We start from the raw sequence: 24959 nt of genomic DNA, 5'->3' as shown, positions 1-24959 counted from the left end.
TAACGGGGCAGTCATGTGCAACAAATACTTTCCGGTTGCGTCTTAATATGGGTAATGTAATTTACAAAAAAAGGAGATACACGATGAAAAAGGTGCTGTTTGGTTTTTTCATCTCTATTTTTCTTCTTACTTCTTCAACAACAACGTATGCGGCAGAAATTCAAATCAAAGTTGACGGCGTTGCCGTCGCATCCGACGCAAAACCAGAAGTCAAAAACAAACGGACGATGGTTCCTCTGCGCGTGATTAGCGAAAATTTGGGAGCCAGCGTCGAATGGTCCAACTCCGAAGCAATTCTCGCTAAAGGCGATATGAAAGTGACAGTAAAGTTGAACAGCAGCACTGCGGAGAAGAACGGTGAAAAGATCCAGCTTGACGTAAAGCCATACATTAAAAACAATCGAATATTTGTTCCGCTTCGCTTTATCGCCGAGACGTTTGATTGCCATGTCAATTACAGCAACCGTGCGGTGACTGTCGACACAAAGCCGCTCGTCATCAACGGCGCGCAAATAAAAGCATTGCAACACGAATTTCATATGACGATGGGCGGCGTCATTCAGCAAGTAAACGGGAATGCATATGCCGAAGCCATTTATAATATTTTCGTCGAGAACAAGGGCGAAAATGTCGAAGCTCCCACAAGCTACTCCTGGAAGATTAATATAGACACGCCTGGATCTTATTATAAAAACGCACAATATGACTTTCTTGACCTAAACGGCAACAGCGTAGCCCGTTTCGATATTTACTCTTTAAATCCTTTTCCAGTTGAACTTTTAAAAGGATACCCTGAAATTTTAGTTCATGACGTATCAAATGATGAATGGTATTTGTTTAGTGAAACCGCAAGGAAATCCATCGGTCAGTTAATGGATACCGCCGCCGAGAACGGGTTTCGGACTATTATCAGCAATACAATTGTATGAGGATGTTTTCTTGCAGTACGGAAAAAAGCTAAATAACTTAGAAAGAGACTGACGAAAGAATCGGTATCCTCGTTGCACTAATGAAGAACTATAGTGACATATGGTTCTGCACCTGACGCCCCTTCCGCGGAAGAAGAACCAGATTTAATAAAAGCAATTGGTGTGGACGGCACTGAGGGATATGTGCTGAAAACAGATTTAAACGGACCCATGCCAAAAAAACCAAAAGACTTTTACGAATGCGATTGTGGAGGAGTTGCTTTAATGCGACTCCGTTTTATTAGTTGAACGGGAGTTATGTAATGAACCTCCAGAAAAAAAACTGTGATGCGGCGCTTGCGCTGCATAGGTGTCTAACGGCAGGATTGAGGAATAAAATGTAGAAACAATTAGTAACTTATTCCATACACAAAACGTCTATATCTTAAAACCATCAACTAAATTTCAGAATTAAATGGTCAACAACCTTTCTTTTAATCGGAACTAACGAAGAACGTTGGTTCAACCTCAGAGGGGCTGCCACATTTGGCAGCCCTTCGCTACGCTGATGACAGAAAGTTGAAGAAGGGTAAACCGTATTTCTAAGTATCGGATATAAGTTATAAGTCCAAGAATTTTGAGGTTTACCACATACGCTATAAATGAGGGGATGGTGGACAAGATGCCAAGATCATCTCACATCATTCTCTGCCGTATTTTAAAGGCGATGCTCCCGCATCGCCCTTTTCATGTGAGTCAAATAAATGATAACTCGTTTAGCCCTCATAATTTGGAGTATAGTAACAAAAAAACATTTTAACTATATCCTGCGTCTATAAAATGACGAAAGCTAATCCAGCAGATTGGTGTGGTAAAATGAATTTTAAAAAAATGTTGTGGGTATCCATATGTATGTTGATGTTAACCGCTTGCGGGGTAAAACCTAATGAAAACGAAGTTAATTTATCATTACCCCAGGTCAAAGTAAATCAAGATGCTTCGACAGTAACTGATCAAGCTGATGCCGATAGTGTAGCGAAAGCGGAGTGGGACAAGATCGTTGATTTCCAGAGAGAGGTTATCCCTGTTTTAGAGGAAGTATTGATAAAACAATTCCCGATGAAAGTTAATAAAACAGGAACGCCAACCATTGATATTGATGGAGATGCATTATTAGAGCAAGCAACTTCCTATTTCGATAATGATGATGTAAACAATCTGAAAATTGTTTTTTTGGTTGATAAAGAGGACGCGACAGAAATGATGGCAATTCGCAAGGAGCTAGAAGAAAAACTTGGCGATAAAGTTGTATTTAAGAAAGCCAAACATAATCCAAAAGTACTTCGTGATATGGCGAAGGAAGTTGACGAATACCTTCATGCTAAAATACTTAGTAAATATGAAACACAATCCGCATATAGTGTAGGATATAATTCCAGAGAAGAAGTAATCGACATCAGAGGCAAACTAACCGATGAACACATTGCTGAGCTGACGCAAAAGTTTGGCGCAGATAGGTTGAAAATCGACCCTAAAGAATTTCATACAACTCATTAAGCTAACGGATACGATAGTTCAACCATTACACAGCGGCAGCCGGCCAAACGATCGGCTGCTTTTTTTAGTTTTGACACCCTGGCATGCATGTGGCCCGCCCCGCACGCCAACGGTCATTTTGCCAAAATGTGAATATAGTGTGTTAACCAGTTAAAGGGGGTTTTGTCATGGGTGCGAGGGTTAAGTATAGGTCGTCTGACGTTGATTTGTTGGCGCGGCTTATGAGGGGCGAGGCACAGGCGGAAGGCGAAAAGGGTATGTTAACGGTTGGCGCTGTCGTGATTAATCGGGCCGTAGTCAGGTGTTCGGACTTCAAGAACGTCAACAATATTAATGATGTTATTTACCATTATATGAATGGCGATGCCATGTTCGACGCCATTATAGAACCTGATTTTTATCAGAAGTCACGGGAACGCGAGCGGCGGCTAGCTGAACAGACCATAAAAGGCTGGCGAGAATGGCCTTCAAAATACTCACTGTGGTATTTTAACCCGTGGGGGCCAACGTCTCAAGCTTGCCCCGCAATGTGGTACGGTCAACCGCTCGCGGGTGTTTGGAAAAATCATTGTTTTTACCAACCTACAAGCACAGAATGCGCGGAAATTTACCGATAAAAAACTTTATACGGGCGAATGCCATAAGGATATCAATGCCAAATAAAAAACTTTGGTATGCCATCGACTACGAAAAGTTGCCTTAAAAGAAGCACAGCCTCTTCTTGATAAGAGTCCTCACCTGACTGTGAAAAAATAAATTAAAAGTAGTTGCAAATCCAAACTTTAAATAATCAAGGGTGAGCTTTTATCATTTCAAGTGTTATCGGAAGAAGATTAAACTAACGGGCACGATAATTCAATAACAACAGCAGCGGTCTAAGACTTCGTTTTTCAATTCTTAGTCCGCCGCTGTTTGTTTTTTGTCCAGTCTAATACTTTATTTTCTTTTGACGCTTACTCCTCGACCAGGCTGCCCAGCGGAACGTCTTGCTCCTGATCGGGCTGGCCCAACGGGTAGATTCTGGCGGTTTCGTTGCTCTCGTCGACGTGTTGGATATAGACGGGAACCCCGTCGCAAGTCACGTTAGCCATGACCGGCGAAGCGGCTATCTCCGATGCCCGTTGTTTGTTCATGCTGCTCGACCTCCCTCCATGATTTGGCATGCGTTTATACTATTTCATCCAAGGCGCATTATTATTCGGGTAGCCCGTACTTGGCCGCAAGCTCGGCAAGCAGCCGTTTCATGGTACTAATCAGCTCGGGAGGCTCCGACACGGACGCCTCATGGCCTAGCCCGATGAAAAATTTTGCAAAATAGGCAAGATCGCTCTCCGCGAGGCCCCCCTCCAGCCGGCCGGAGCCGTCCTCCCGGACATGGAGCATGGCCGCCGCCCACAGCTCGGCTTCGCAGCGCTGCACGCCTTCCTTGCTCAGCTCGGCGCGGAGGCGGGCCCCTTCCTTCCGATCTGCCTTGAAGAACGAATTCAGGTTGCCGAGATGAACGTCCCGAAGATCCTTCGGCTCGACTCCGGAATCGTCGTAGGCGGCCGAGCGGATCCGGTCGCAGCGGAACAAGCGGATAGCCCCGCGCTCGAAGCAGTAGGCGGGACAATACCATAAGCCGCTGCTGGCATAAATGCCGATCGGCTGCATGTGCCGGGTGCCGCTTCCTCCCCGCGACTCATACTCGGCCAGGACGACCTTTTGCCCGATGGCCGCATTTAGCAGGACGGTTAAATAAGGAGAGGCCGAATGGCGCGCGGGCGTGACGAAGTCGACCCGATTTTTCATCTGATCGATGCGATCCCGCACGTCGCCGGACATATAACGGTAAAATTTGTCCATGGCCGACGAAGCTTCCGACTCGAAGGGGAGGCTGGCGTAGTGGCGCAGCGCGTGGGAAGCGAAAAAAATCGATACCGCTTCTTCCTCGGTAAAAGCGATGGGCGGCAATATGCGCTCGTTCAGCACTTGATAGCCGCCGTGCGGGCCAACCTCCGAATAGAGAGGCACGCCAAGCTCGCCGAGCTCCTGCAAATCCCTCAAAATCGTTCTGGCGGATACGCCGAACTCCCGGGCAAGCTCCTTCACGGTAAACCTTCGCTTCCGGTTCACGGTCATCATCAGTTCCAGCAGCCGTTTCGATTTGGACATCGGTTGTCCTCCGTTTTTTTATGACTATGACATTAGTTGTCACTATTATGACTTACAATGGGGGAGAAGTCCAATGCGACTATCCAAACACAAGGAGCTGTTCAAAATGACTGTACAATTGACGCCTTATATTATGCTGGATGGCAACGCCGCCGAAGCGATTTCGTTTTACGAACAAGCGCTGGACGCCGTCGTCGTCTTCCGCGAATCGTTCGGGGAGGGGCCGGAAAATCCGGAACGTCCGATGACGGACGACGTCAAGAAGCGCGTGGCGCATGCCGTCCTGAAGGTCGGCGAGGCGGAGCTGCTCGTCGCCGATTGCGTTCCCGGAGAGCCGAACGATAGCGGGAACCGGTTGACGATTTGTATCACCTCTTCTGAGATCGGGCAGTCGAGAAGATATTACGAAGCGCTGCAGCAGGGCGGCGAGGTTAACCTTCCGCTGCAGGAGCTTTATTTTAGCCCCGCCTACGGCGTGGTGACGGATAAGTTCGGGGTGACGTTCCTGATTTTCACAAAACGGGGATAGAGGTGCTTGCAAGGCTCCTTTGCGTGATGCGATAAGAAAAATGGTATATACTGAAAGTTAACCATATTCTATTTTTCAATTCGCTGACGAAAGGAGAGCGCGATCATGACATCGCCGCTTGAACCGATGCTGGATCGGAATTATATCGTCGGGCAGCTTGAAGCTTTGCTTGGCATTCCGAGCCCGAGCGGATACTGCATGGACATTATGAAGCATGTCGAGGCCGAAGCCGGAAGGCTGGGCTATCGGATGGAAATGACTCCGAAAGGGAACGGCATCGTCACGATCCCGGGGCAGGACGCCGGCAGAGTGATCGGCATCTCCGCGCATGTCGATACGCTCGGCGCGATGGTACGCTCGATTAAGCCGAGCGGCATGCTTCGCTTCACGCCGATCGGCGGCTACGCGATGCATACGGTGGAGGGCGAATACTGCCTGATCCATACGAGGGACGGCCGCAAGTACGAAGGAACGGTGCTGTCGACGAAAGCGTCCGTCCATGTTTTCCCCGACGCCCGGGATTGGAAGCGGGAAGAGGCCAATATGGAGATCCGCGTCGACGAGACGGTAAGGAGCAAGGAGGACGCCCAGAAGCTTGGCATCGCGGTAGGCGATTTCGTCTCGTGGGAGCCGCGGACGCGCGTGCTGCCAAGCGGCTGGATCAAGTCGCGGCATCTGGACGACAAAGCGAGCGTCGCCGCCTTGTTCGGCCTCATGGAGTGGCTGAAGCGTGAAGGCAAAGTTCCGGCTTGCACGCTGAAGCTGATCTTCTCGACGTACGAGGAAGTCGGGCACGGCAGCGCGCATATTCCGGCGGACATTACGGAGCTTATCGCCGTCGACATGGGCGCGCTCGGCGACGACCTGTCCGCGACGGAGCGGGACGTGTCGATCTGCGCCAAGGACTCCTCGGGGCCGTACGATTACAACATGACGACCCGGTTCGTCGAGCTGGCGAAGCGCGAGAGAATCCCGCACGCGATCGACATCTATCCGCACTACGGCTCGGATGCGTCGGCCGCGCTGCGCGGCGGAAGCAATGTCCGGGCGGCGCTGATCGGCCCGGGCGTTCACGCTTCGCACGGGATGGAGCGCACGCATGCGGACGCGATCGTGAACACGGCGGCGCTACTGCTCGCCTATGTCATGGAGTCATAAGCCAAGCATCGAAGGGCTGTCCTCATTCGCGGCGTTTGCTGCCGCAAGGACAGCCCTTTGTCATGATCGCTCAGCACGTGGCCTTATAGATGGAGGCAGCCTCTTCTTTGTTTCGCCAATGCGCGATGATGACCGCATTCCGTCTTCTCACCAGTGACTATCCACATCACCGTGACCATCCGCATCAACCGTGACTATCCGCATTACCCGTGCTTTGATTGGATTTTATCCAATCAAAAGGCGGTAACCCGAGCTCGGGAGGGAGTTTGGCTGGATTTCATCCAATCAAATGGAGCGAATCGGCTTTTTTAAGCCCGAAAAAGCGCTCTTTGATTGGATGAAATCCACTCTAAACCTGGTCACGATGAAATTCGGTGGTTTTGATTGGATGAAGTACAGGCAAATGAAGTCACCTCGGCCAAGGCGAGCATAAGTCGAATAGGAATCGATGTATTCCGTGCATAAAGGGGGAGGATATGGATGCTGAAAGCTGTTATTTTCGATTTTGACGGTCTCATCCTCGATACGGAGACGCCCGAATACGTCTCGTTCCGGGACATCTACCGCGCGCATGGCGTTGAATTGGAGCTGGACGCGTGGGGGCAATGGGTAGGGACGGACGCAAGCTCGTTCAACCCGTACGATCATTTGGACCGGCTCACGGGTAGGGCGCTGAACCGCGAAGAGATTCGAGCCGCTCGCAGAGCGGCTTACGACGCCCTTATCGCGAAGGAGGAGCTGCGGCCGGGCGTTCTGGATTATTTGCGAAGCGCCAGGCAGCTAGGCTTGAAGGTCGGTCTGGCCTCGAGCTCTACGAGAGCCTGGGTCGCCGGTTATTTGGACAAGCTCGGCATCGCCGATTATTTCGACTGCATCCGGGTCCGGGAGGACGTGGAGCGGGTCAAGCCCGATCCGGCGCTCTATCTGGCCGCGGCCGCCGCATTGGGCGTGGCTCCTTCGGAGTCGCTCGCGCTGGAGGATTCCCCTAACGGCGCCCTGGCCGCCAAGCGTGCGGGAATGAGATGCGTGATCGTTCCGAACGACTTGACGGGACGCTTGACGTTCGGCGAGGCGGATATGAAATTAAATTCGCTGGCAGAGACGGATTTGCGGACGCTGCTCCATGCGTTAACGTAACGCCCCTTTTTTAAAATATAAGAATTTTATATGTTTTGCACTTAGGACGGCACAGAACCGAGCTGCGCAAGATGCAGCTAACGGCTCGTGCGTAGCGTCAGCCGTTTACACTTGAGCGCCAGCCGCTAAGTTTTAGGTAATATTTTCCCTTCACCCTTATAATAGTCGGCTGATGCGAATGATACATATAGGGGTGATTAATGATGATGGTCAAGAAGCGTTGTTTATTCTGCGATGAAATCGTTCCGATCGAATCCATTGGCGAGTACGACCGGTATATCGGCTGCGATTGCTCGCCGGACGGCGTTTACAGCCTGCTCAGAGACAGCTACGAGGATATTCGCGCCCTCCCTTATCATAAGAAACACCAGCTGTTCCCGATAATGTCGGGCTATATCCGGGAGCTGACCGACTGCGGCGAGACGGTCGCCCTCTCGATCGACGACTTGGAGACGGTCGCGAATTCGCCGCGGATTCCGCTGACGATCGAAGAGAAAGGGAGCCGGCTGCTTCAATATTTGTACAGGCATTCCGACGGGCCGGGGGAGCCGGTCGTGATACAGCCCTTGTCCCACCGCTTTAACCTGACGTATTCGCCGAACCTGCAGGAGCTTGTCTATATTATCGAGAAGCTGAGAGAGGAACAGTCGATCGTAAGGGAAAGCGTGACGTTCAAGCTTACGGACAAGGGCTGGAGCGAAGCCGCGGCGAGAGCGGGCGGACGGAAGCTGAAAGCTTGCAGCGTATTGCTTCCGGATTATGCGGACGGCACGGTTTGGACGGAAATCGTGCTGCCGAGAATCGAGCAATGCGGCTATTTCCCTCAGCTGTGCAATCCGGCTGCGTTACAGAGCCGCGAGCAGGATATGATCGAAGCGATAGCCGACAGCAAGCTCGTGATCGCCGACGTCACGATTCCTTCGCCCGAGGTGTATTTTGCGGCGGGACTGGCGCTTGGGCTGCATATTCCGGTCATCTGGACCGTAGAGAGCAATGCGGCCGGCCTATCAGCCTTGCCGTCTCCGTCCATTCGTCCGATCGCTTGGGACACGGCGGAAGGGCTGGCCTCGCTGCTTCAGCAGCGGCTCGCCTGAGTTGAATAAGGAACGGGGCGAAAGTCATTAATGCCCGTTCTTTTTCTTTTTTTCCATCAGTTTGGGAGCCTTGCCGAAATCGATGGCGACTTTGCCGGTTAATTTGGCGATGCCGGGTGCGAGAATAACGGCGTTCACGCCGCCGGAAATGAGCGCGACGTCGAAATCGTTTCTCATATCGTCTACCCTTTCCAAAACCCAATCGATTTGCTGGAAGTGTATCAAGGGAAGCGCTGCGGTAACGTTCAGCTTATAGGGAGAACGCTCCAGAATGGCTTTCATGGCGTAGGGATCGCTGGTAATGACGAGAATTCTTTGTTTCCGAAGCATGCTCCAGAAATCCCGCCTCTTCGTTACGATGCGGTTGACGCAGGCATGGCAGACCAGCTTCGGCTTCAGCTTGAAATGGCGGAAGACCCGGTCGGTTAGCGTTCTCTTCAAATAGGCCGGCGCCTTGATCATCCGGTCCTTCTTCGGGAGAATGCCGACGATGTCCGCCTTGCGAATAGAGCCGGCCAATCGGTTTCGAAGCTGCATGTCGGGAAACGAGATGCCCTTCTGTCCCGCCTGCGCCTTGCGCGCCCAAATTTGCTTCATGACTTTGTTCATCGTCCATACCGAATTTTGGGCCAAAACAATGTTCTCGCCGTCCCCGATCCGAACGAGGGAGAGCGGCTTACGGTGCTTCAAGTCATACTCGATTCGCTTGATGACTTGCGTAATGGTCAATCGTTTGGACATGTTCGCTGCCTCTCTTCCAATATTCCTTGCATACATGTTCAGTATATGAGGAATAAGGAGAGCGGGTTGGGCGAATGATAAAGGCTGCAACGCGCGTGCGCTGCAGCCTGTTTGCCATGCCCGGGGCATCCGGTATTATCCCGTAAAATGCTGGACCCATGCGTTGTTGTAGAAGCCGACGCCGAGCTTCGTAAAGCTGCTGTTCAAAATGTTGGCGCGGTGGCCTGGGCTGTTCATCCAATCGTTCATGACCTGCTCCGGACTAGATTGTCCTTTTGCGATGTTCTCGCCGGCGGAGCGGTACGTGATGCCGAACTGCTTCATCATATCGAACGGAGAACCGTACGTCGGCGAATTGTGGTCGAAATAATTGTTTTCGACCATGTCCTTCGCTTTGGCCAAGGCGACGTTCGACAGATTGCCGTCCATGCTAAGCGGACTTAAGCCGGCGCTGGAGCGATGCTGGTTCACGAGCTGCAGCACCTGCTCCTCGAATGCGGATGCGTTGGCCGGCTGCTTCGGCGCCGGATTTTGGTTTTGTCCCGCTCCCGGGTTCGGAGTCGCCGGATTTTGCCCGGCCGGTGTGCGGCCAACCGAAGGGACTTGGCCGGAAGGCGTACGGACCGGGAAGTAGTCGACCAGCCAGTCCGGCAGATTGCCCATCAAGTTGCCCGGGAGCTGCTGCATGGAAACGGAGTAACGGTTGGCCCCTGGCGTTGATACCGAAGAAGCCTGCGTGACCGTGGTCGCTTGCTTCAAGGAACGAGCGGAATAGTTCATGCGGACCGGGTTTTTCGCGGCTTGCTGATGCGTCGTTCCGTTTGTCCCGTTCGCGCCATTCGTTCCGTTCATCCCATTATTATCGTTGTTAGCCGTGCAGCCTGCGGTTACGAGCAGAAGGGCGGCGATCGCGACGTACTTCTTCATGTAGTCATACCTCCGATAAGTTAGTGTAATCATTAGGCCGTTTCAAAAGTATTTTTTCCGGGAGAGGCGCCGGCTATCCGCCGCGGACCGCCAAGGATGGAATTAGCTGATTTGGATTTATCGAAAAAAAAGGCAAACCCGCGGGAACTTTTTTGCAGGCCGAACGGTCTTATTGTCAGAGGTGAATGAATGTGGATGCGGAGAAGCATTATGTGCGGTATTTGGCGCCGGGCTGCGACCGGGACCTCGTATTGGAGGACCTCATGACGGCATACGGCGAGGACGTATGGAACTTCGCGTTCTTCCTGACCCGGCGCGCGGACGCGGCGGGCGATATTTCGCAGGACGTGTTTCTGATCGTTTACAACCGGCTTTACGCGTTTCGCGGCGAGTGTTCGATCAAGAGCTGGATTCTCGGCATAACGCGCAACAAGGCGCTTAATTACCGGAAGAACGCTTTTATTCGAAAAGTGACGTTAACCGGCGCATGGGTGCCCGAGCCCGATCGCTCGCCTTCGGCGGAACAAACGGCCTTTCGCAAGCTTGCGGCGCGCGAGCTGTGGGAGCGCGTCATGGCGCTGCCGATGAAGTTCAGGGAGGCCGTTATCCTCGCCTATCACCTCGACTTGCCGATCGGCGAAATCGCCGCCGCGCTGCAGGTTTCGGAGGGAACGGTCAAGTCGCGTCTCTACCGGGCGAAGCGGAAAATGGCGGCGTTGCTGGAAGCGGAGACGAGGGGAGAGTGAAGGGCATGGCGGACATGGACAAACCGGATTGGGCCGAAGCCTTGAAGGAGCGGCCTTTCGGCGAGCAGCATTTTACGGAGGCGTTGAAGACCGGGATCAGGAAGCGAATCAAGCGGGAAAGCAGGCGCAAAATAAGGACGCTGCCGTGGCTGCTTGCGGCTGCGGCGGCGGGCGCGCTGATCTTTCTCCTGTTCCGCATGGACGGGATGCTGCCACTCGGCGGCCAGGCTGCGGAACGAAGCGTCTATAACGTGAACGGAGAGACGAGGTTTCAAGTATTTCCCGAGCCCGAGCTTAGGGCCGGGGTTCAGGCGGGTTATATTTTTCGGTTCGCGGCGCCTTTCTCCGAATTTCGGGGCAAAAAGCTGTCGATCGCGGCGACCCATCTTCGAACGGGGCAGCAGGCAGACGCGGTCCGTCCCGTTGAAATTATGGAGCCAAGCAGCGGGTACGAAGGGCTGGAGCGGTTTACCGCGCGCTTCGCGCTTCCGCTTGGCGGACTGTGGCGCTACGAAGTAGCGCTCGACGGCGAGCGTTACGGCGACGTCGTCTTGTCCTTGAGCGAGCCTTCCTGGGATATAAGCCCGACGTTCAAGTCGGGAAGCTATTCGATGAGAGGCATAGAGGGGAAGGTAGGATTCATCGACCCCGGGTTTGTCGCCGGGAAGGCCAATAAATATTTGTGGCATTTCTGGGGAGAGGATGGGGAGCTTGACGGCGAGCTAACCGTGATGGCCGTCAAGAAAGGCGACGATCGAATGATCGAAGTATTCTCCGGTTCGGGGCTGGGCGGCGGCGTGAACGGCGCGGACCGGACGCTTCCGAGCATGATGGCGCTGCCGGAGGCGGGCGTGTGGCGGCTGCTGCCTTTTATTGACGGCCTGCTGTTCGACAGCATCGTGGTAGAGGTGAAAGAGGACGAAGAACGATCCTAAAAAATTTAGTTGCTTATTTAGAGGTCCGCTTGATCAACGAATGGCGATGCCGAAGTTCTGGACATCGCCATTCGTGATTTCCGGTCTGATTTTTGCGCGGATGATGCGCTTCGCGCTTGAGCCGCCGCGCGAAAGCCGCCGAGCGATCTGCCCAGGCAGCGCGTCGCAATTCGAATCCTGCAAATGCGCAGGCTTTAGAGCGCTTCATGTTTGGAGCGAAGCAAGTACCTGCGAATGTACATCTTTTTTCGCTTGGAAAGCACAAAAGCGGGGGCTCGCATCCCGGAATGGGTGTACATATGCAGGCACTCCATTCGGCCGCTTCATCGATCGCGTAAAGACTGCACAATCGCAGGCTTTGCCCTCGGCGAGCAGAGGTGAGGCGCAGCATTGTGCGTTGACGGGCGCAGCCCTGCTCTTTTTCGTCAAAGTCGGATCTTAAACGATTTCTTGACGATCGGATAAAGCCATTTGACGCCGCTCGGCGTTAGGGTATCCGCGACGAGATGGGACAAGTAGCCGAGCGCGGCGGCCTCCATGACGCCTTCGGCTCCAAGCTGCCGCTCGAGCCCCCAGGCGATGGCCGCCCAGATCGGAACCGCCCAGACGGTATGGGTGAGACCGCGATGTTTCAGCCACGGCACCCACGCCACGAACAACCCGAAGCCGATGAGCCAGATCATCCGGCTCTCGTAGCCGGCGTACATGAAGCCGATGCCGACCAAGCTGACGAGCGCGTTCCGGATGAAGCCCTGCTTCATGACGAGCCCGAGCAGGAAAGCGGCCGCGCCGCCCAGCCCGAGCAGGGGCGATACCGGTTGCCCGGCGAGAAACAAATAAGAGACGATCGCCATGAACAAAATGCCGCCCCAAAGCGCCGCCTCGCGGAGGAGCTTCGACAGCTTGCTTAGCTTGCTGCTGAGCATGCCCGTGCCGTCCAGATCGGCCGCCAGGGCGGAGAATCCGGCAACGCCGACAATTAGCGCGGCGCGATCGTCGCCGTATGAATGCGAAGCGGCAACCGCCGCTCCGACGGCCGCGCCGATGAGAAGATGGGTTTTGCCTGTCATAACGCCTCCCGTGACTGACTAAGCTTGATGTTGCGCGGCGCAGCTTGCGCCGCCAAGACTCGCGCCGGCCTTCCGCGCCGGTTACAGCTGTTCGCGGTTGACTTGCTCGTTGCGGATCATTTGTTCCAGCTTCTCGACCAGCCGGTCATGGGACGGATCCTTCTTGCGGAAGAAGAAGAATCGTCTTCGGCTTTGCGCCTTCAGAAGCCGCAGCAGATAGAGCTTTTCGATTAACGTAAACACGATAGGTCCGGCTCCTCCTTGTCGCGAAGCGCCGCTCCCGCGGACGCTTCTTTGCGGTATGCGCCGGGCGTCATGCCCGTGCATCGCTTGAACAGCGAATTAAACGAATGAATGTCCTTGTAGCCGACCGTTTCGGCAATGGCGCCGATCTTCAGCTGCGAGCCGCGCAGCAGCTCCTGGCTTTTGCGGATGCGGATATTTTGCAGGCAGCGGAGGAAGCTTTGTCCGGTATGCCGGCGGAACAGCCGCTGCAGATGGCGTTCGCTCCAGCGGCTGGCCTCGGCGAGCTGCGCGAGCGTCAGCTCCTGCCCGCAGTGCCGGTCCAAATAGTGGAGCAGCTCGCCGAACGCGGTTTGCTTCGGAGGGGGCTGCGCGCCGGTCTGCCCCATCGAACGCTGAAGCAGGACGAGCAGCTGCAGCAGAAGGGCGTGCATATAATCGGCCGAGCCGCTCTGCCGGAGCATGAATTCCCGGTGCAGCGCGAGGAACAGCTTCTCGTATTCATCGTTCGCGTCCGTGAACGCGAAGGGAGGCAGCTGCCCGTCCTCCATCTCGCGCAGAAACCGAAGCAAGCCGTAGTCCGTCGCGAACGCGCCAAGCTTGCGCAGCAGCTGCGGGGAGAACACGCAATTGTAGACGCTGAGCGGGTTCCTCGCGATATTCGGAGAGACCGGCCGGAATACGTGCGGCTGCCCGATCGGAATGAAGAGCACATGCCCCTTGCGCACCTTGTGGACGCTGTCGCCGATATGGTGAAAGCCGGTGCCCTCCGCGATGTACGTGCATTCGATAAAATCGTGGTTGTGGTACGGATTCAGAAAATCCTCGTTATTGCGGTTGACGAACAGCAGCAGATTTTGCCCGAAAAAATGCTCCCCGCGATACGTTTCTACCGGTCGGTTCATGACGTTCCTCCCACCTGCCGACGATTTGGGCTCGCGTTTTAGAAAAGTCCGAAATACCGAATGATCATGTCCGTTATGCCTGCAAATCTTTCGCTTCGCTTTTTTATAATTATAGGGGAAGGCAGGCAGGCATGGAAAGCCGCCAAGCAAATTTAGCCATTCACGGGAGGGCTCGGTCATGTTCAAGGTTGAGGAGCTTAGCTGCGAGTATCAAAAAAATCCGGTCGGCATCGGGGTTGTTCGTCCGCGGATTAGTTGGAAGCTGCTTTCGGAGAGGAGAGGCGTCCGCCAATCCGCCTATCAAATCGAAGTGGCGGAAGACGCGGATTTCGAGAGCAAATTGTGGGAATCGGGGCGCGTCGAATCGGATCGCTCCGTTCACGCGGAGCTGGGCGATTTCGCCGCGCAATCCTGTAAACGCTATTATTACCGCGTGCGGGCTTGGGACGAAGCGGGCGAGCCGTCGCCTTGGTCGGCGGCCGCGTTCTGGGAGACGGGCGTCCTTGCGCCGGGCGAGTGGGCAGGCGAATGGATTGCGGCGCCGCTGGAGCTGCTGCCGCCCGAAGCGGAAGCAGCTCCGATGCTGCGCAAGGGCTTCGAGCTGAGGGGAGCGGTCAGACAGGCGCGGCTGTACGCGACCGCGCTCGGCCTCTACGAGCTGGAACTGAACGGGCAGCGGGTGGGCGACCGTTATTTTACGCCGGGCTGGACCAGCTATGAGCATACGATTCAGACGCAGACGTACGACGTCACGGAGCTGCTCGCTCCCGGCCGCAACGCGCTCGGCGCGATGCTAGGCAACGGCTGGTACAAAGGGAACCTGGCCTGGAGCGACCAGAAGTGCGTGTACGGCGACCGGCTCGCGCTGCTGCTGCAGCTTCGCGTCGTCTACGAGGACGGACAGGAGGAGATGATCGTCTCGGACCGGACGTGGAAGGCCGCGACGGGACCGATACTCATGTCGGAAATTTATCACGGCGAAACGTACGACGCCCGGCTCGAACGCGCCGGCTGGAGCACGCCGGGCTATCCGGAGGATGCGAATGGCTGGCAAGCGGTAGAGACGCTTCCGCGGAGCAAGGAGGCATTGACGCCTCAGATCAACGAGCCCGTTCGCAAACGGGAGGAGCTGAAGCCGATCGCGCTGCTCACGACGCCGAAGGGAGAGGCCGTGCTCGATTTCGGGCAAAACCTCGTCGGATGGGTCCGGTTCGAGGTGGAGGGGAGAAGCGGCACGGAGGTGACGCTGCACCATGCCGAGGTGCTGGACGCCGACGGGAACTTCTACACGGCTAATTTACGTTCGGCGAAACAGGCGATCAAATATGTGCTAAGGGGCGGGGAACGCGAGACGTTCGAGCCCCGGTTCACGTTCCAGGGCTTTCGTTACGTGAGGCTGACCGGTTTTCCGTTGACGGCGTCCCCGGATGATTTTACGGCCGTCGTGCTTCATTCGGACATGCCCGATACGGGATCGTTCGCGTGCTCGGAGCCGCTCGTCAACCAGCTGCAGCACAATATCAAGTGGGGGCTCAAAGGCAACTTCCTGGACGTGCCGACCGACTGCCCGCAGCGCGACGAACGGCTGGGCTGGACGGGGGACGCGCAGATGTTCATCCGCACCGCGTCGTATTTGTCGGGCGTGGCGCCGTTTTTTAGAAAATGGCTGAACGATGTGTTGGCAGAGCAAGCGGGCGACGGAGGCATTCCGTTCGTCGTTCCGCATGTGCTCGGGCCTGACGCTTATTCCTCTTCCGCTTGGGGAGACGCCGCCGTCATCTGCCCGTGGACGATCTATGTCAGCTACGGAGACAAGCGAATTTTGGAGGAGCAGTACGACAGTATGAAGGCATGGGTGAATTACATCCGAAATCAGGGCGATCATCGCTATTTGTGGAATACGGGCTTTCACTTCGGCGATTGGCTCGGGCTGGACGCGAAATCCGGCGATTACGTCGGCGCGACCGACAAGGACCTGATCGCTACCGCTTTCTACGCGTATTCGGTATCCCTCCTTCACAAGTCCGCGGCGGCGCTCGGCAAGGCGGACGATGCAGCCGAATACCTCGAGCTGCACGGCAACGTCGTAGCCGCCTTCAGGGAGGAGTTCGTGACGGCCTCCGGCAGGCTGGCCGTACCGACGCAGACGGCCCAGGTGCTCGCCCTGACGTTCGGCCTGCTGGACGGGAAGGCGGAGGCGCGCGCGATCGCCAAGCTGGCGGAGCTGCTCGAGAAGAGCGAGTATCACCTGACGACGGGCTTCGTCGGTACGCCTTATCTGAACCACGCGTTAAGCGCGCACGGGCGCAGCGACATCGCTTATAAGCTGCTGCTGCAGCAAACGTATCCTTCGTGGCTGTATCCGGTGACGAAGGGCGCGACGACCATTTGGGAGCATTGGGACGGCATCAAGGAGGACGGCAGCTTCTGGAGCGCGGACATGAACTCGTTCAACCATTACGCGTACGGCGCGATCGGCGATTGGATGTACGGAACGGTTGCCGGCATTCAAGCCGTGGAGGACGCGCCGGGCTACAAGCACGTCCGCATCGCGCCGCAGCCGGGAGAGGGCCTCAGCTGGGCGGAGGGCAGGCTGGAGACGATGTACGGCACGCTTGCCTCCAAGTGGAGCCGTATCGGCGAGGGACGGATGGCGCTCGAGGTAACGATCCCGCCTAACGCGACGGCGGAGATCGTCCTGCCGGGCGCCGCGGACGCGGCTGCCGTCACCGAGAGCGGCGCGAAGCTAAGCGATGCGGCGGGCATCGCGGCCGTGTCGGACGGCGCGGCGACCGGGGGCGGCGTGGCCGTAAGGGTCGGATCGGGAAGCTATCGATTCGAGTGGTAATAGGAGCAGTCGGCTGAGCCGTTTTCGAGCGTTTCCTTCATTTCACCGGGTGAACGGAATCATGCTATAATAGCTTCAATACGGACAGGTTTGGTGGGATGTAGATGGATAACCAGGTTACGGCCGCTTGCGACGATAGCTGCACGGGCTCCGAAGCGAGCATCGAGAGCGTGCGCAGCAAGCTGATTAACGAGACGACCGCCGGGCAGCTGGCGGATTTGTTCAAGGCGCTCGGCGACCCGACGCGCGTGAAAATCATTCATGCGCTCGTCCAATCGGAGCTATGCGTCCACGATTTGACGCAGGTGCTCTCCATGGGCCAGTCGGCCGTCTCTCATCAGCTCCGGCTGCTTCGGAATATGCGCATTGTGAAGCGCCGCAAGGTCGGCAAGACGGTGTTCTATTCGCTGGACGACGACCATGTGGAGCAGATCATTCTGCTGACGCTGCAGCATTTGAAGCATGAATAGGCGCTGACGGCCGCTGGATGGCCTGCAGCGTAATAAACGGCGGTGACCGCTTCAAGAGCCCTGCAAGGGCTTGAGGCGGTCACCGCCGTTTTAACTGACGAACGGCTCCCGGCCACAGCCGCGGCTGCCGGCCTTAACGGCGCCGCCTCTCGCGATGGGAGATTCGCATCCGGAGCTGGGGCAGGCCGTCGCGTTGGCGGGGCGAAGGCCAAGTGTTTCCGCGTGCCGCATTTTCGCATAGGATGGTGGATGTGCGGGTTCGGCGGGACGCTGACTCGGAGAGCGGCGGAATAAAGTGCGTTTTGGTGAGGTGAGCGATGATCAGGTCTAAAATTTAGATCTGATTCGAAGAAAGCGGCGGAATGGAGCACGTATTGGCAGGGGAAGCGGGATCAGGTCTAAAATTTAGACCTGATGGCGGGAAATTGGCGCGTTTGGGGCGATCAGGTCTAGAAATTAGATCTGATTCGGGGAAAGCGGCGGAATGGAGCGTGTATTGGCGGGGAAAGCGGGGATCAGGTCTAAAATTTAGACCTGATGGCGGGAAATTGGCGCGTTTGGGGCGATCAGGTCTAGAAATTAGATCTGATTCGAAGAAAGCGGCGGAATGGAGCACGTATTGGCAGGGGAAGCGGGGATCAGGTCTAAAATTTAGACCTGATGGCGGGAAATTGGCGCGTTTGGGGCGATCAGGTCTAGAAATTAGATCTGATTCGGGGAAAGCGGCGGAATGGAGCGCGTTTTGGCGGGGGAACTCATAAAAAGGAAGCTATAAAGCCAATACTCCATTTGAAGAAGTGGCGCGGTTGCGATCAATTTGCCCATGGCTTCATTCAACGTAACGACGGTTTATCGTAAAAGCGCCGAATGACAGATAAAAAAAGCTGTTGCAAGCTTTTGCCGTTTTACATATAATATATATGAACAAGTGTTCATATGTTATTGCGATTAAAAAAGTCACGACTAAGGTTGAAGCGCTGCCGCTTCAGGAATCGAACGGGGGAGAGCGGATGGACAAGGCAGGCAACGAAGGACGCAGCGAGGAGCGGCATGACGGCCTTTCTGACGGGCAAGGAGAAGACCAAGCTCAGGACCGCGGCCAAGTACATGAGCATGGTGAAGCGAGCAAGCCGAATCAAGATCAAGCTCATGAGCATGTTGAAGCGAGCAGCCATGACCATGATCTCGCGCATGATCGAGGCGAAGCGAGCAGTGATGACCATGATCTCGCGCATGATCGAGGCGAAGCGAGCAGTCATGATCATGGCCACTCGCACAAGCGAGTTGAAGCGTGCAACCATGATAATGCGCATGAGCATAGGGAAGCAGGCAGTCATGATCATGACCACGCGCACGAGCATGGCGAAGCGTGCAAGCACGACCACGACCACGACGGGCACGATCACGACCATGATCACGCCCATGCCGCAAGCAGCCGCGCCGGCGACAAATCCCGCGATCATCGAGCCGGAGGCCATTCCCACGCCCATCACGGACATCATCACGGACACCACCATGGTCACCATCACGGCCATGGCCATCACGGCCACTCGCATGCGCCGAACAACAAAGCGGGCCTGCTTATTGCCCTACTGATCACCGGCGGCATCATGGTACTCGAGTTTGTCGGCGGCCTGCTCACCAACTCCTTGGCGCTGCTGTCGGATTCCGGCCATATGCTGAGCGACGCCGCCGCGCTGGCGCTAAGCCTTGTCGCCATGTGGATGGCCGCGAGACCGGCTTCGCCGAACCGGACGTACGGCTTTCACCGCTTCGAAATATTGGCGGCCTTGCTCAACGGGGCGGCGCTGTTCGTCATAGCCGCGTTCATCATTGCCGAAGCCGTCAAGCGCTTCTCGGAGCCGCCCGCCGTGGCGAGCGGTACAATGATGGTCATCTCGATCATCGGCCTGCTGGCCAACCTGGCCAGCGCGTGGTTTCTGATGCGCAAGGCGGACGTCAAGGACAATTTGAACGTGCGCAGCGCGTACCTCCACGTCATCGGCGACGCGCTCGGCTCGGTAGGGGCGATCGTGGCGGGCATTCTCATGTCCTTGTTCTCCTGGTATATCGTCGATCCGATCATCAGCGTCGTTGTTGCGCTCCTTATTTTGAAAAGCGCATGGGGCATCATTACGTCGACGGTTCACATCCTGATGGAAGGAACGCCGGCCCATGTGAACGCGGATCAAGTAACCGAGACGCTGCGCTCCATCAAGGGCGTGAAGGAGGTGCACGATCTCCATATATGGACGATCACGTCCGGCCTGGACGCCTTAAGCTGCCATCTCCTCGTCGAGGAGAACACCGACTGCCAAGAGGTGCTGCAGAAGGCGATCAAGCAGATCGCGGCGGACTTCCGCATCGAGCATGCGACGATTCAGGTCGAGAAGCCGGGGCTTGGGCACGCAGCCTGCAAAATATAACGGACCCAAATCATACAGAAGGACCGGAGCGCCCGCCGCGCATCCGGTCCTTCTGTTCTCCGCCATCGTCCTTTATCTGGTAGCCGATATCGACTTCGTCTTATAAACTTGCGCGCCGACGAGGAAGGAGACGACGCCCCACAGCGCCATAATGCCGATTCCGATCCAAAAGGCTCCGGACGCCACGCCGGAGGCATAGATCAGGCCGTCGCGCATGCCGTCGACGAAATAGGTGAGCGGCAGCACCTGCGCGACCGGCTGCAGCCAGTCCGGCATCGTCTCGAGCGGGATGAACACGCCGCTTAGAAACATCATGAGCATGCTGACGATATTGGCCATCCCCATATAAGCCTCGATCGTTTTGCTGAACGACGAGAACAGATAGCCCATCGCACTGAACACCAGGCCGCCGGCAATGAAGGCGATCGCCAGGCTGAACACGTTAATATGCAGATTGGCGCCGAAGCCGAACACGCCGATCAGCGACAAAATAATGATCTGAATAATGCCGAGCATAAGCTTGACAAGCATGCCGGCCATTCCGTACAGCGTCATATTGGCCGGCGTCATCCGAAGCCGGGTCATTAACCCGCGCCGCCGCATGTCGACGAGCTCGACCATCCCGAACAAGCCGCCCTGCGCCACCGAAAGCCCGATCATCCCCGTCAGCAGAAAATCCGCATAGCTCAAATCGTCGGCGCCCGTGGACACGGCCTCCATCGTCATGTTGATGCTTGGCGTCGCGCCTGCGGCGGCCAGATTGGCCTGCTGGATCAGCTTATCCAAAATGCCGGCGACCGCCTGCGTCGTAACGCCCCGCTCGTCTTCCTTGTTCACGATGAGCCGGATCGCGCCCGCGCCTTCGGATGCCGGAAGAACGATCAGCGCGTCGATGTCCTGTTCTTCGACCCACTCGGTGCCGAGCTCCTCGGCGACCGGCTCCGCTTCCTTGAATTCGAGCACCGGTATTTGCCTCATCTGCTCGATCAGGCTTGCGGACGTCGCGTTCGGCTGCGGGTCGACGACGGCGATTTTGGCCTTAAAGCTGTCGCTCGAGCCGCCGCCGAAGATGACCATGAATATAACCATCAAAATAACGGGGAAGAAAATATTCCAAAACCAGACCTGTTTCTCCCGGAACATCATTTTGACCTGAGCGGCGAACATTTTGGAAAATTGCTTTGCGTTATTCATCAGTCCCTCCATTCTTTGCCGGTGAAGGCAATGAACACGTCTTCCAGACTCATTTCGCGGATCGAAATTTGCTCGACCCGAAAGCCGCGGTCCTTCGTGAAGCCGAACAGCTCATACAGCGTCTCCTCGGGCTGCGTCGTCCATAGTCGAAGCGAATCGCCCTCGCGGGCAGTCCGAACGACGGCGGTTTGAAGAAGGGCCGTCTTCTCGGTCTCGATCGCGGCCGATTCGCCGTCCATGAGCGTGAGTCTGACCTCGCGCTCCTTCGTGAGCCGGTCGATCAGAGCCGCCGGCGTGTCGAGCGTGACGATTTTGCCTTGGTCGACGATGCACACCCGGTCGCTCAGCTTCTCGGCTTCTTCCATGTAATGCGTCGTGAGAATCGTCGTTTTGCCAAGCGCCTTCAGCTTCAAAATAATGTCCCAAATGTTCCGCCTCGCCTGCGGGTCGAGTCCGGTCGTCGGCTCGTCGAGGAAGATCAGCTCGGGGTCGTTGATCATGGCGAGGCCGATTGCCAGCCGCTGCTTCTGACCGCCGGACAGCTTCTTGACGTATTTGTTGCGCTGATCCGTCAAGCTGATCATGTCGAGCACGTCAGCGGTCGGTCGCGATTTCGGATAAAAGGTCGCGAACAGGTCGAGGTTCTCCTCTACCGTCAGCAGGTCGAAAAGAGCGCTCGATTGCGGCTGCACGCCGATCGTCACTTTAATCTGCTCGCTGTTTCTCGCCCAGTTCAGCGCGCCGAATTCGATCTGTCCGCCGTCCGGGGTGACGAGCCCTTCGATCATCTCGAGCGTCGTCGTCTTGCCGGCCCCGTTCGGGCCGATAATCGTGAATACCTCCCCGGGTTCCACCGAGAAGCTGATGTCCGCGACGGCCGTAACCGGGCCGTACGATTTTTTCAAATTCCGAACTTCCAATACGGGCATAAGGGTACCTCCTGCAAAGTGTCGTCTGCTTATTTCCGTCGGTTTTTATTCGCAATAACCATTGTAAAACAAATCCAGCTTATGAGCCTACCTCCTGAAGCATGCTTTTGCGCTCGGTCTGGAGGCGGAGGGAGGAATGTGCTGCCGGGCCGCAAGCGGGCAGGCGCGAGTTCGGAAATATCGGTGAGGTATGGCGGGCAGGCGCGAGTTCGGAAATATCGGTGAGGTATGGCGGGTAGGCGCGAGTCCGGTAGCGTTGCAGAAATGCAAAAGAACCGGCGAGAATTCCTCCCAATGACGGAGTTAAGGGACAAGAACAACCCGTCGATTCTGTTGCACAAAATACAGCGTGGCCGCAGGGGCTCGGCAGTGGTGCCGATCGGATTGTGCGAACGTTCGAAATGGAGTAAGGCTGGCGTGAAGGAGGGACGGAAGCAACGATTGCCGCTTCGAGGACGGTTTCAAGCCTTATGCACGCGTTGGCGGAAAAAAGAATGGTAATGGAGGGAGCGATGACCGTCTCATGAGACGGGGGCGTTCACTGTCTTAAATTCAAATTTTGAAAGTAAACGAGAGCAGGAAGGGCAGCGAGGCCTTTTAATTTCAAACTCTGAAACTAAACCAGCCAATTCCCGCCTACTGCCTTAAAAAGCGAGGATTAGTTTCAAATTTTGAAACTACCCGCCTAAATTGTAGACGATACACGGTTTAAATGTAAATATTGAAACGAATCCGCTTGCTGCACGCCGTCGCGCCTCTCCGCCCCGGCCCCAGCGCGCAAAAAACGCATCCCGCAGCGGCATCGCCGCCGCAGGATGAGATATCGGTTACCGGCTCAGCACGGCTACGCCGAAGCCTTCGAGCGTGACGGAGCCGCTCAGCCTGCGGCCCGTGAGCAGATCGGTCCGCTCCTCGCGGACCGCGATCTCCGCGGGCTGCTCGCCGTAGTTGAGCAGGAAGCATAAGTCGCCGGCCTCGTCCCGGCGAATCGCCAGCTCGACCTGCTCCGGCAGTTCCAGCCAGCCGGCCGCCGGCGAAGAGAGGCCGAGGCGGTCGATGAGCTGGCCGGCCGACGCCTCGTTGAAGACGGCTCCGAAGTACCACGCCTCGCCTTTGCCGATCGCGTTTCTCGTGACGGCCGGCTTGCCTGCGTAATAATCGGAGGAATAACGGGCGACGACGCTGACCGTATCGCTCTCCGGCTGCAGCACGTCGTTGAACGAATCGGCCTGCGTCTTCGCGCCGCCTTCTCCGTCCCATTGCATGAAGGTCGCTTCGCGCGAGCCCTTCACCATCGTGAACTCCTCGACGCTGATCCCGCACAGCCCCGCCGCCGCGCCCGGGAACGGACGCATGTAGCAGTGCCCGCGCTCATCCTTGTAGCCAGTCCGGCAGCCGAAGACGACGATGCCGCCTTCGCGCGCGTATTGCTCCAGCAGCGCCGCCGTCTCATCGCGCATGATCGCCGGATGCGGATAGACAAGCACCTTGTAGCGTCTCAGCTCGTCGATCGTCGTGCCGCCGCGGATGAACAGCGTGTCGCTCGGGATATGGCGGCGGGTAAGCGCCTTGAACCAGGCCTTGCCGCTCTGCCAGGCGAACGGTCCGTGCCAGACGTCGTATTCGCCGTCCCAGTCATTGTCGTAATCGCGGACGAGCGCGATATCGGCCGCGTAGCGGGTCGAAGCGATGCGGCTGCCGGCTTCGGCAAGCTCCGCCCCGATCTGCCCCGCTTCGCGGATGCGGCGGTTCGGCCGGTTATGGTAATCGTTAAGGCCGTGCCAGTAAATTTCATTGCCGAAGGTCGCCGTCCGCCAGCGGAAATAGAGCACCATATTCGCCCCGTGCGCGATCGATTGGTACGTCCAGAGCCGCATCTGTCCGGGCTTCGGCGAGGGCATATCCATCCGGTTCACCCAGCCGCCGGGACCGGCCTGCTGCTCCATGATGCAGAAGTTCGGCGAGATCGAGCGCACCGTGCCGAGCGTCTGGCTCCAGCCCCGGTCCGCAAGCCGGTTCTCCTCGTTCGAATCGTAATAGATCGTCGAGAACTGCGGGTACGAATCGTAGCTGAAGAAGTCGAGCAGGTCGTCGTTCATCCGGTGGCTGTCGAGGTGGCCGAACAGCCCGTTCGTCGTCAGCCAGTGATGGGGAACGACCTCGCGCAAAATATCGGTCTGCACTTTGGCGTACGAGATCGTATTGTCGGAAATGAACCGCTTCTCGTCCAGCGCCTGATGCGGGTTCGGCTGCTTGTGCGCCGGCGTGGGGCGCGGAAGAAACACCTGCTCCCAGCCGGTGTACGTCTGGCTCCAGAACACGGTGCCCCAAGCTTCGTTAAGCTTATCGAGCGTCCCGTATTTCGCCTTGCACCATTCCCGGAACGCGTCGTGATCGGCGGGGGCGTAAAATTCGCTGATCTCGCAGTTGAATTCGTTATCGATCTGCCAGCCGACGACGGCCGGGTGGTTCTTGTAATGCTCGGCCATCCGGCGCACGATGACGGCGGACAGCTCGCGGTATTTCGGGCTGCTGTAATTGTAATGTCGGCGTAGGCCGTGACGGAGCGTAACGCCCTCCTGCGTCGCGTTCAGCACCTCGGGGTAGCGGTGGGTCAGCCAGGCCGGCGGCGTGGCGGTCGGCGTTCCGAGAATGACCTTGAGGCCGTGCTTGTGGGCGAGGTCCAGCGCGCGGTCGAACAGCCCGAACTGAAAGACCCCTTCCTCGGGCTCGAAGATCGACCAAGCGAATTCGGCGACGCGGACGACCGAGAAGCCGAGCTCGCGCATGCGTCGGAAGTCGTCGTCCCACAGCTCCTCCGGCCAATGTTCGGGGTAGTAGCAGACGCCAAGGCGCAAATCGTTAAGCGCGTCGGTATGCTTCATGGAATGCTCCTCCTAAGTTCAATTATGATAAGGTGATGAGAATATCTTGCGAATTGGTGCAGCTATTATTTATAGTAAAATCTAAGATCCGGGCAGTAAATAA

The 24959-nt window shown here is 56.3% G+C and carries 22 protein-coding genes and 1 pseudogene; 12 read left to right on the top strand and 11 right to left on the bottom strand.

What is annotated here, in order from left to right; genetic code table 11:
* Positions 1–83: 83 nt before the first annotated feature.
* From IDH41_RS11735 to IDH41_RS11725, 3 genes are all read left to right on the top strand, one after another.
* Positions 84–929 carry a copper amine oxidase N-terminal domain-containing protein gene (locus IDH41_RS11735; RefSeq protein WP_190861199.1) on the top strand — a complete coding sequence of 282 codons (846 nt, stop codon included), beginning with the start codon at positions 84–86 and terminating at the stop codon, positions 927–929.
* An 855-nt stretch (positions 930–1784) separates the two neighbouring features.
* The gene (locus IDH41_RS11730; RefSeq protein ID WP_190861197.1) at positions 1785–2465 is read left to right on the top strand and encodes a hypothetical protein; all 681 of its coding nucleotides are present in this window, start codon (positions 1785–1787) and stop codon (positions 2463–2465) included.
* A 167-nt stretch (positions 2466–2632) separates the two neighbouring features.
* Positions 2633–3082 carry a cell wall hydrolase gene (locus IDH41_RS11725; RefSeq protein WP_190861195.1) on the top strand — a complete coding sequence of 150 codons (450 nt, stop codon included), beginning with the start codon at positions 2633–2635 and terminating at the stop codon, positions 3080–3082.
* Positions 3083–3418: 336 nt separating this feature from the next.
* Here the strand turns inward: IDH41_RS11725 and IDH41_RS11720 are convergent, their stop codons facing one another.
* Positions 3419–3598, bottom strand: a complete 180-nt coding sequence (locus tag IDH41_RS11720; protein ID WP_190861193.1) for a small acid-soluble spore protein H — start codon at positions 3596–3598, stop codon at positions 3419–3421.
* Between the two features lie 61 nt (positions 3599–3659).
* The gene (locus IDH41_RS11715) at positions 3660–4619 is read right to left on the bottom strand and encodes a helix-turn-helix transcriptional regulator (RefSeq protein ID WP_190861191.1); all 960 of its coding nucleotides are present in this window, start codon (positions 4617–4619) and stop codon (positions 3660–3662) included.
* 106 nt (positions 4620–4725) lie between these two features.
* Here IDH41_RS11715 and IDH41_RS11710 point away from each other — a divergent pair, with 106 nt between their 5' ends.
* From IDH41_RS11710 to IDH41_RS11695, 4 genes are all read left to right on the top strand, one after another.
* A complete protein-coding gene (locus tag IDH41_RS11710) occupies positions 4726–5148 on the top strand; it encodes a VOC family protein (protein WP_190861531.1) in 423 nt (140 codons plus the stop codon).
* A 105-nt stretch (positions 5149–5253) separates the two neighbouring features.
* Complete coding sequence (locus tag IDH41_RS11705) at positions 5254–6306, top strand: M42 family metallopeptidase (protein ID WP_190861189.1); 1053 nt, start codon at positions 5254–5256, stop codon at positions 6304–6306.
* Positions 6307–6786: 480 nt separating this feature from the next.
* Entirely contained in the window at positions 6787–7443 is a 657-nt protein-coding gene (locus IDH41_RS11700) for an HAD-IA family hydrolase (protein ID WP_190861187.1), read from the top strand.
* A gap of 203 nt (positions 7444–7646) precedes the next feature.
* Positions 7647–8537: a hypothetical protein gene (locus IDH41_RS11695; RefSeq protein WP_223829661.1), complete on the top strand. Its 891-nt coding sequence runs from the start codon at positions 7647–7649 to the stop codon at positions 8535–8537.
* 27 nt (positions 8538–8564) lie between these two features.
* On the opposite strand, the gene IDH41_RS11690 is transcribed toward IDH41_RS11695, so the two are convergent.
* Both IDH41_RS11690 and IDH41_RS11685 read right to left on the bottom strand, forming a co-directional pair.
* Positions 8565–9278 carry a GT-D fold domain-containing glycosyltransferase gene (locus IDH41_RS11690; RefSeq protein ID WP_190861185.1) on the bottom strand — a complete coding sequence of 238 codons (714 nt, stop codon included), beginning with the start codon at positions 9276–9278 and terminating at the stop codon, positions 8565–8567.
* Positions 9279–9413: 135 nt separating this feature from the next.
* Positions 9414–10205 (bottom strand): CAP domain-containing protein, encoded by a 792-nt coding sequence (locus IDH41_RS11685; protein ID WP_190861183.1) that lies wholly within the window; start codon positions 10203–10205, stop codon positions 9414–9416.
* Positions 10206–10396: 191 nt separating this feature from the next.
* On the opposite strand from IDH41_RS11685, the gene IDH41_RS11680 reads away from it, so the two are divergent.
* Positions 10397–10951 (top strand): RNA polymerase sigma factor, encoded by a 555-nt coding sequence (locus IDH41_RS11680; RefSeq protein ID WP_190861181.1) that lies wholly within the window; start codon positions 10397–10399, stop codon positions 10949–10951.
* Positions 10952–10956: 5 nt separating this feature from the next.
* Positions 10957–11886 carry a DUF4871 domain-containing protein gene (locus IDH41_RS11675; RefSeq protein WP_190861180.1) on the top strand — a complete coding sequence of 310 codons (930 nt, stop codon included), beginning with the start codon at positions 10957–10959 and terminating at the stop codon, positions 11884–11886.
* Positions 11887–12311: 425 nt separating this feature from the next.
* Here IDH41_RS11675 and IDH41_RS11670 read toward each other — a convergent pair whose 3' ends face one another.
* From IDH41_RS11670 to IDH41_RS11660, 3 genes are all read right to left on the bottom strand, one after another.
* Positions 12312–12956 carry a metal-dependent hydrolase gene (locus IDH41_RS11670; protein WP_190861178.1) on the bottom strand — a complete coding sequence of 215 codons (645 nt, stop codon included), beginning with the start codon at positions 12954–12956 and terminating at the stop codon, positions 12312–12314.
* 81 nt (positions 12957–13037) lie between these two features.
* On the bottom strand, positions 13038–13199 hold the full coding sequence (locus IDH41_RS11665) for a hypothetical protein (protein WP_190861176.1): 162 nt from the start codon (positions 13197–13199) through the stop codon (positions 13038–13040).
* A complete protein-coding gene (locus IDH41_RS11660; RefSeq protein WP_190861174.1) occupies positions 13187–14104 on the bottom strand; it encodes an AraC family transcriptional regulator in 918 nt (305 codons plus the stop codon). The genes IDH41_RS11665 and IDH41_RS11660 overlap by 13 nt, the downstream gene beginning before the upstream one ends.
* A gap of 178 nt (positions 14105–14282) precedes the next feature.
* Here IDH41_RS11660 and IDH41_RS11655 point away from each other — a divergent pair, with 178 nt between their 5' ends.
* Together IDH41_RS11655 and IDH41_RS11650 are read left to right on the top strand one after the other, a co-directional pair.
* Positions 14283–16952, top strand: a complete 2670-nt coding sequence (locus tag IDH41_RS11655; protein ID WP_190861173.1) for a glycoside hydrolase family 78 protein — start codon at positions 14283–14285, stop codon at positions 16950–16952.
* Positions 16953–17056: 104 nt separating this feature from the next.
* A complete protein-coding gene (locus IDH41_RS11650) occupies positions 17057–17422 on the top strand; it encodes an ArsR/SmtB family transcription factor (protein WP_190861171.1) in 366 nt (121 codons plus the stop codon).
* A gap of 932 nt (positions 17423–18354) precedes the next feature.
* Here the strand turns inward: IDH41_RS11650 and IDH41_RS31320 are convergent.
* A complete protein-coding gene (locus IDH41_RS31320) occupies positions 18355–18963 on the bottom strand; it encodes a hypothetical protein (protein WP_223829695.1) in 609 nt (202 codons plus the stop codon).
* Here IDH41_RS31320 and IDH41_RS31315 point away from each other — a divergent pair.
* Positions 18910–19848, top strand: a pseudogene (locus IDH41_RS31315) (cation diffusion facilitator family transporter); the annotation flags it as partial. The gene IDH41_RS31320 and the pseudogene IDH41_RS31315 sit on opposite strands and share 54 nt — an antisense overlap.
* Positions 19849–19920: 72 nt before the next feature.
* On the opposite strand, the gene IDH41_RS11640 reads toward IDH41_RS31315, so the two are convergent.
* The 3 genes from IDH41_RS11640 to IDH41_RS11630 form a co-directional block, all read right to left on the bottom strand.
* A complete protein-coding gene (locus IDH41_RS11640) occupies positions 19921–21042 on the bottom strand; it encodes an ABC transporter permease (protein WP_223829659.1) in 1122 nt (373 codons plus the stop codon).
* Positions 21042–21971 (bottom strand): ABC transporter ATP-binding protein, encoded by a 930-nt coding sequence (locus tag IDH41_RS11635; RefSeq protein ID WP_190861167.1) that lies wholly within the window; start codon positions 21969–21971, stop codon positions 21042–21044. Before IDH41_RS11635 ends, IDH41_RS11640 begins: the two co-directional genes overlap by 1 nt.
* An 827-nt stretch (positions 21972–22798) precedes the next feature.
* Positions 22799–24856: a beta-galactosidase gene (locus tag IDH41_RS11630; protein WP_190861165.1), complete on the bottom strand. Its 2058-nt coding sequence runs from the start codon at positions 24854–24856 to the stop codon at positions 22799–22801.
* Positions 24857–24959 lie beyond the last annotated feature (103 nt).

This window comes from Paenibacillus arenilitoris, assembly GCF_014705655.1.
GTDB lineage: Bacteria > Bacillota > Bacilli > Paenibacillales > Paenibacillaceae > Pristimantibacillus > Pristimantibacillus arenilitoris.
This window is presented reverse-complemented; position numbering and strand designations above follow the sequence as displayed.

Excerpts from the sequence above, each read along its gene's own strand:
- IDH41_RS11720 (WP_190861193.1), bottom strand. The coding sequence starts at position 3,598 with ATGAACAAACAACGGGCATCGGAGATAGCCGCTTCGCCGGTCATGGCT.
- IDH41_RS11735 (WP_190861199.1), top strand. The coding sequence starts at position 84 with ATGAAAAAGGTGCTGTTTGGTTTTTTCATCTCTATTTTTCTTCTTACT.
- IDH41_RS11630 (WP_190861165.1), bottom strand. The coding sequence starts at position 24,856 with ATGAAGCATACCGACGCGCTTAACGATTTGCGCCTTGGCGTCTGCTAC.
- IDH41_RS11695 (WP_223829661.1), top strand. The coding sequence starts at position 7,647 with ATGATGGTCAAGAAGCGTTGTTTATTCTGCGATGAAATCGTTCCGATC.
- IDH41_RS11730 (WP_190861197.1), top strand. The coding sequence starts at position 1,785 with ATGAATTTTAAAAAAATGTTGTGGGTATCCATATGTATGTTGATGTTA.
- IDH41_RS11655 (WP_190861173.1), top strand. The coding sequence starts at position 14,283 with ATGTTCAAGGTTGAGGAGCTTAGCTGCGAGTATCAAAAAAATCCGGTC.
- IDH41_RS11660 (WP_190861174.1), bottom strand. The coding sequence starts at position 14,104 with ATGAACCGACCGGTAGAAACGTATCGCGGGGAGCATTTTTTCGGGCAA.
- IDH41_RS31320 (WP_223829695.1), bottom strand. The coding sequence starts at position 18,963 with ATGGCCATGGCCGTGATGGTGACCATGGTGGTGTCCGTGATGATGTCC.
- IDH41_RS11635 (WP_190861167.1), bottom strand. The coding sequence starts at position 21,971 with ATGCCCGTATTGGAAGTTCGGAATTTGAAAAAATCGTACGGCCCGGTT.
- IDH41_RS11725 (WP_190861195.1), top strand. The coding sequence starts at position 2,633 with ATGGGTGCGAGGGTTAAGTATAGGTCGTCTGACGTTGATTTGTTGGCG.
- IDH41_RS11650 (WP_190861171.1), top strand. The coding sequence starts at position 17,057 with ATGGATAACCAGGTTACGGCCGCTTGCGACGATAGCTGCACGGGCTCC.
- IDH41_RS11705 (WP_190861189.1), top strand. The coding sequence starts at position 5,254 with ATGACATCGCCGCTTGAACCGATGCTGGATCGGAATTATATCGTCGGG.
- IDH41_RS11690 (WP_190861185.1), bottom strand. The coding sequence starts at position 9,278 with ATGTCCAAACGATTGACCATTACGCAAGTCATCAAGCGAATCGAGTAT.
- IDH41_RS11685 (WP_190861183.1), bottom strand. The coding sequence starts at position 10,205 with ATGAAGAAGTACGTCGCGATCGCCGCCCTTCTGCTCGTAACCGCAGGC.
- IDH41_RS11710 (WP_190861531.1), top strand. The coding sequence starts at position 4,726 with ATGACTGTACAATTGACGCCTTATATTATGCTGGATGGCAACGCCGCC.
- IDH41_RS11715 (WP_190861191.1), bottom strand. The coding sequence starts at position 4,619 with ATGTCCAAATCGAAACGGCTGCTGGAACTGATGATGACCGTGAACCGG.
- IDH41_RS11700 (WP_190861187.1), top strand. The coding sequence starts at position 6,787 with ATGCTGAAAGCTGTTATTTTCGATTTTGACGGTCTCATCCTCGATACG.
- IDH41_RS11670 (WP_190861178.1), bottom strand. The coding sequence starts at position 12,956 with ATGACAGGCAAAACCCATCTTCTCATCGGCGCGGCCGTCGGAGCGGCG.
- IDH41_RS11640 (WP_223829659.1), bottom strand. The coding sequence starts at position 21,042 with ATGAATAACGCAAAGCAATTTTCCAAAATGTTCGCCGCTCAGGTCAAA.
- IDH41_RS11675 (WP_190861180.1), top strand. The coding sequence starts at position 10,957 with ATGGCGGACATGGACAAACCGGATTGGGCCGAAGCCTTGAAGGAGCGG.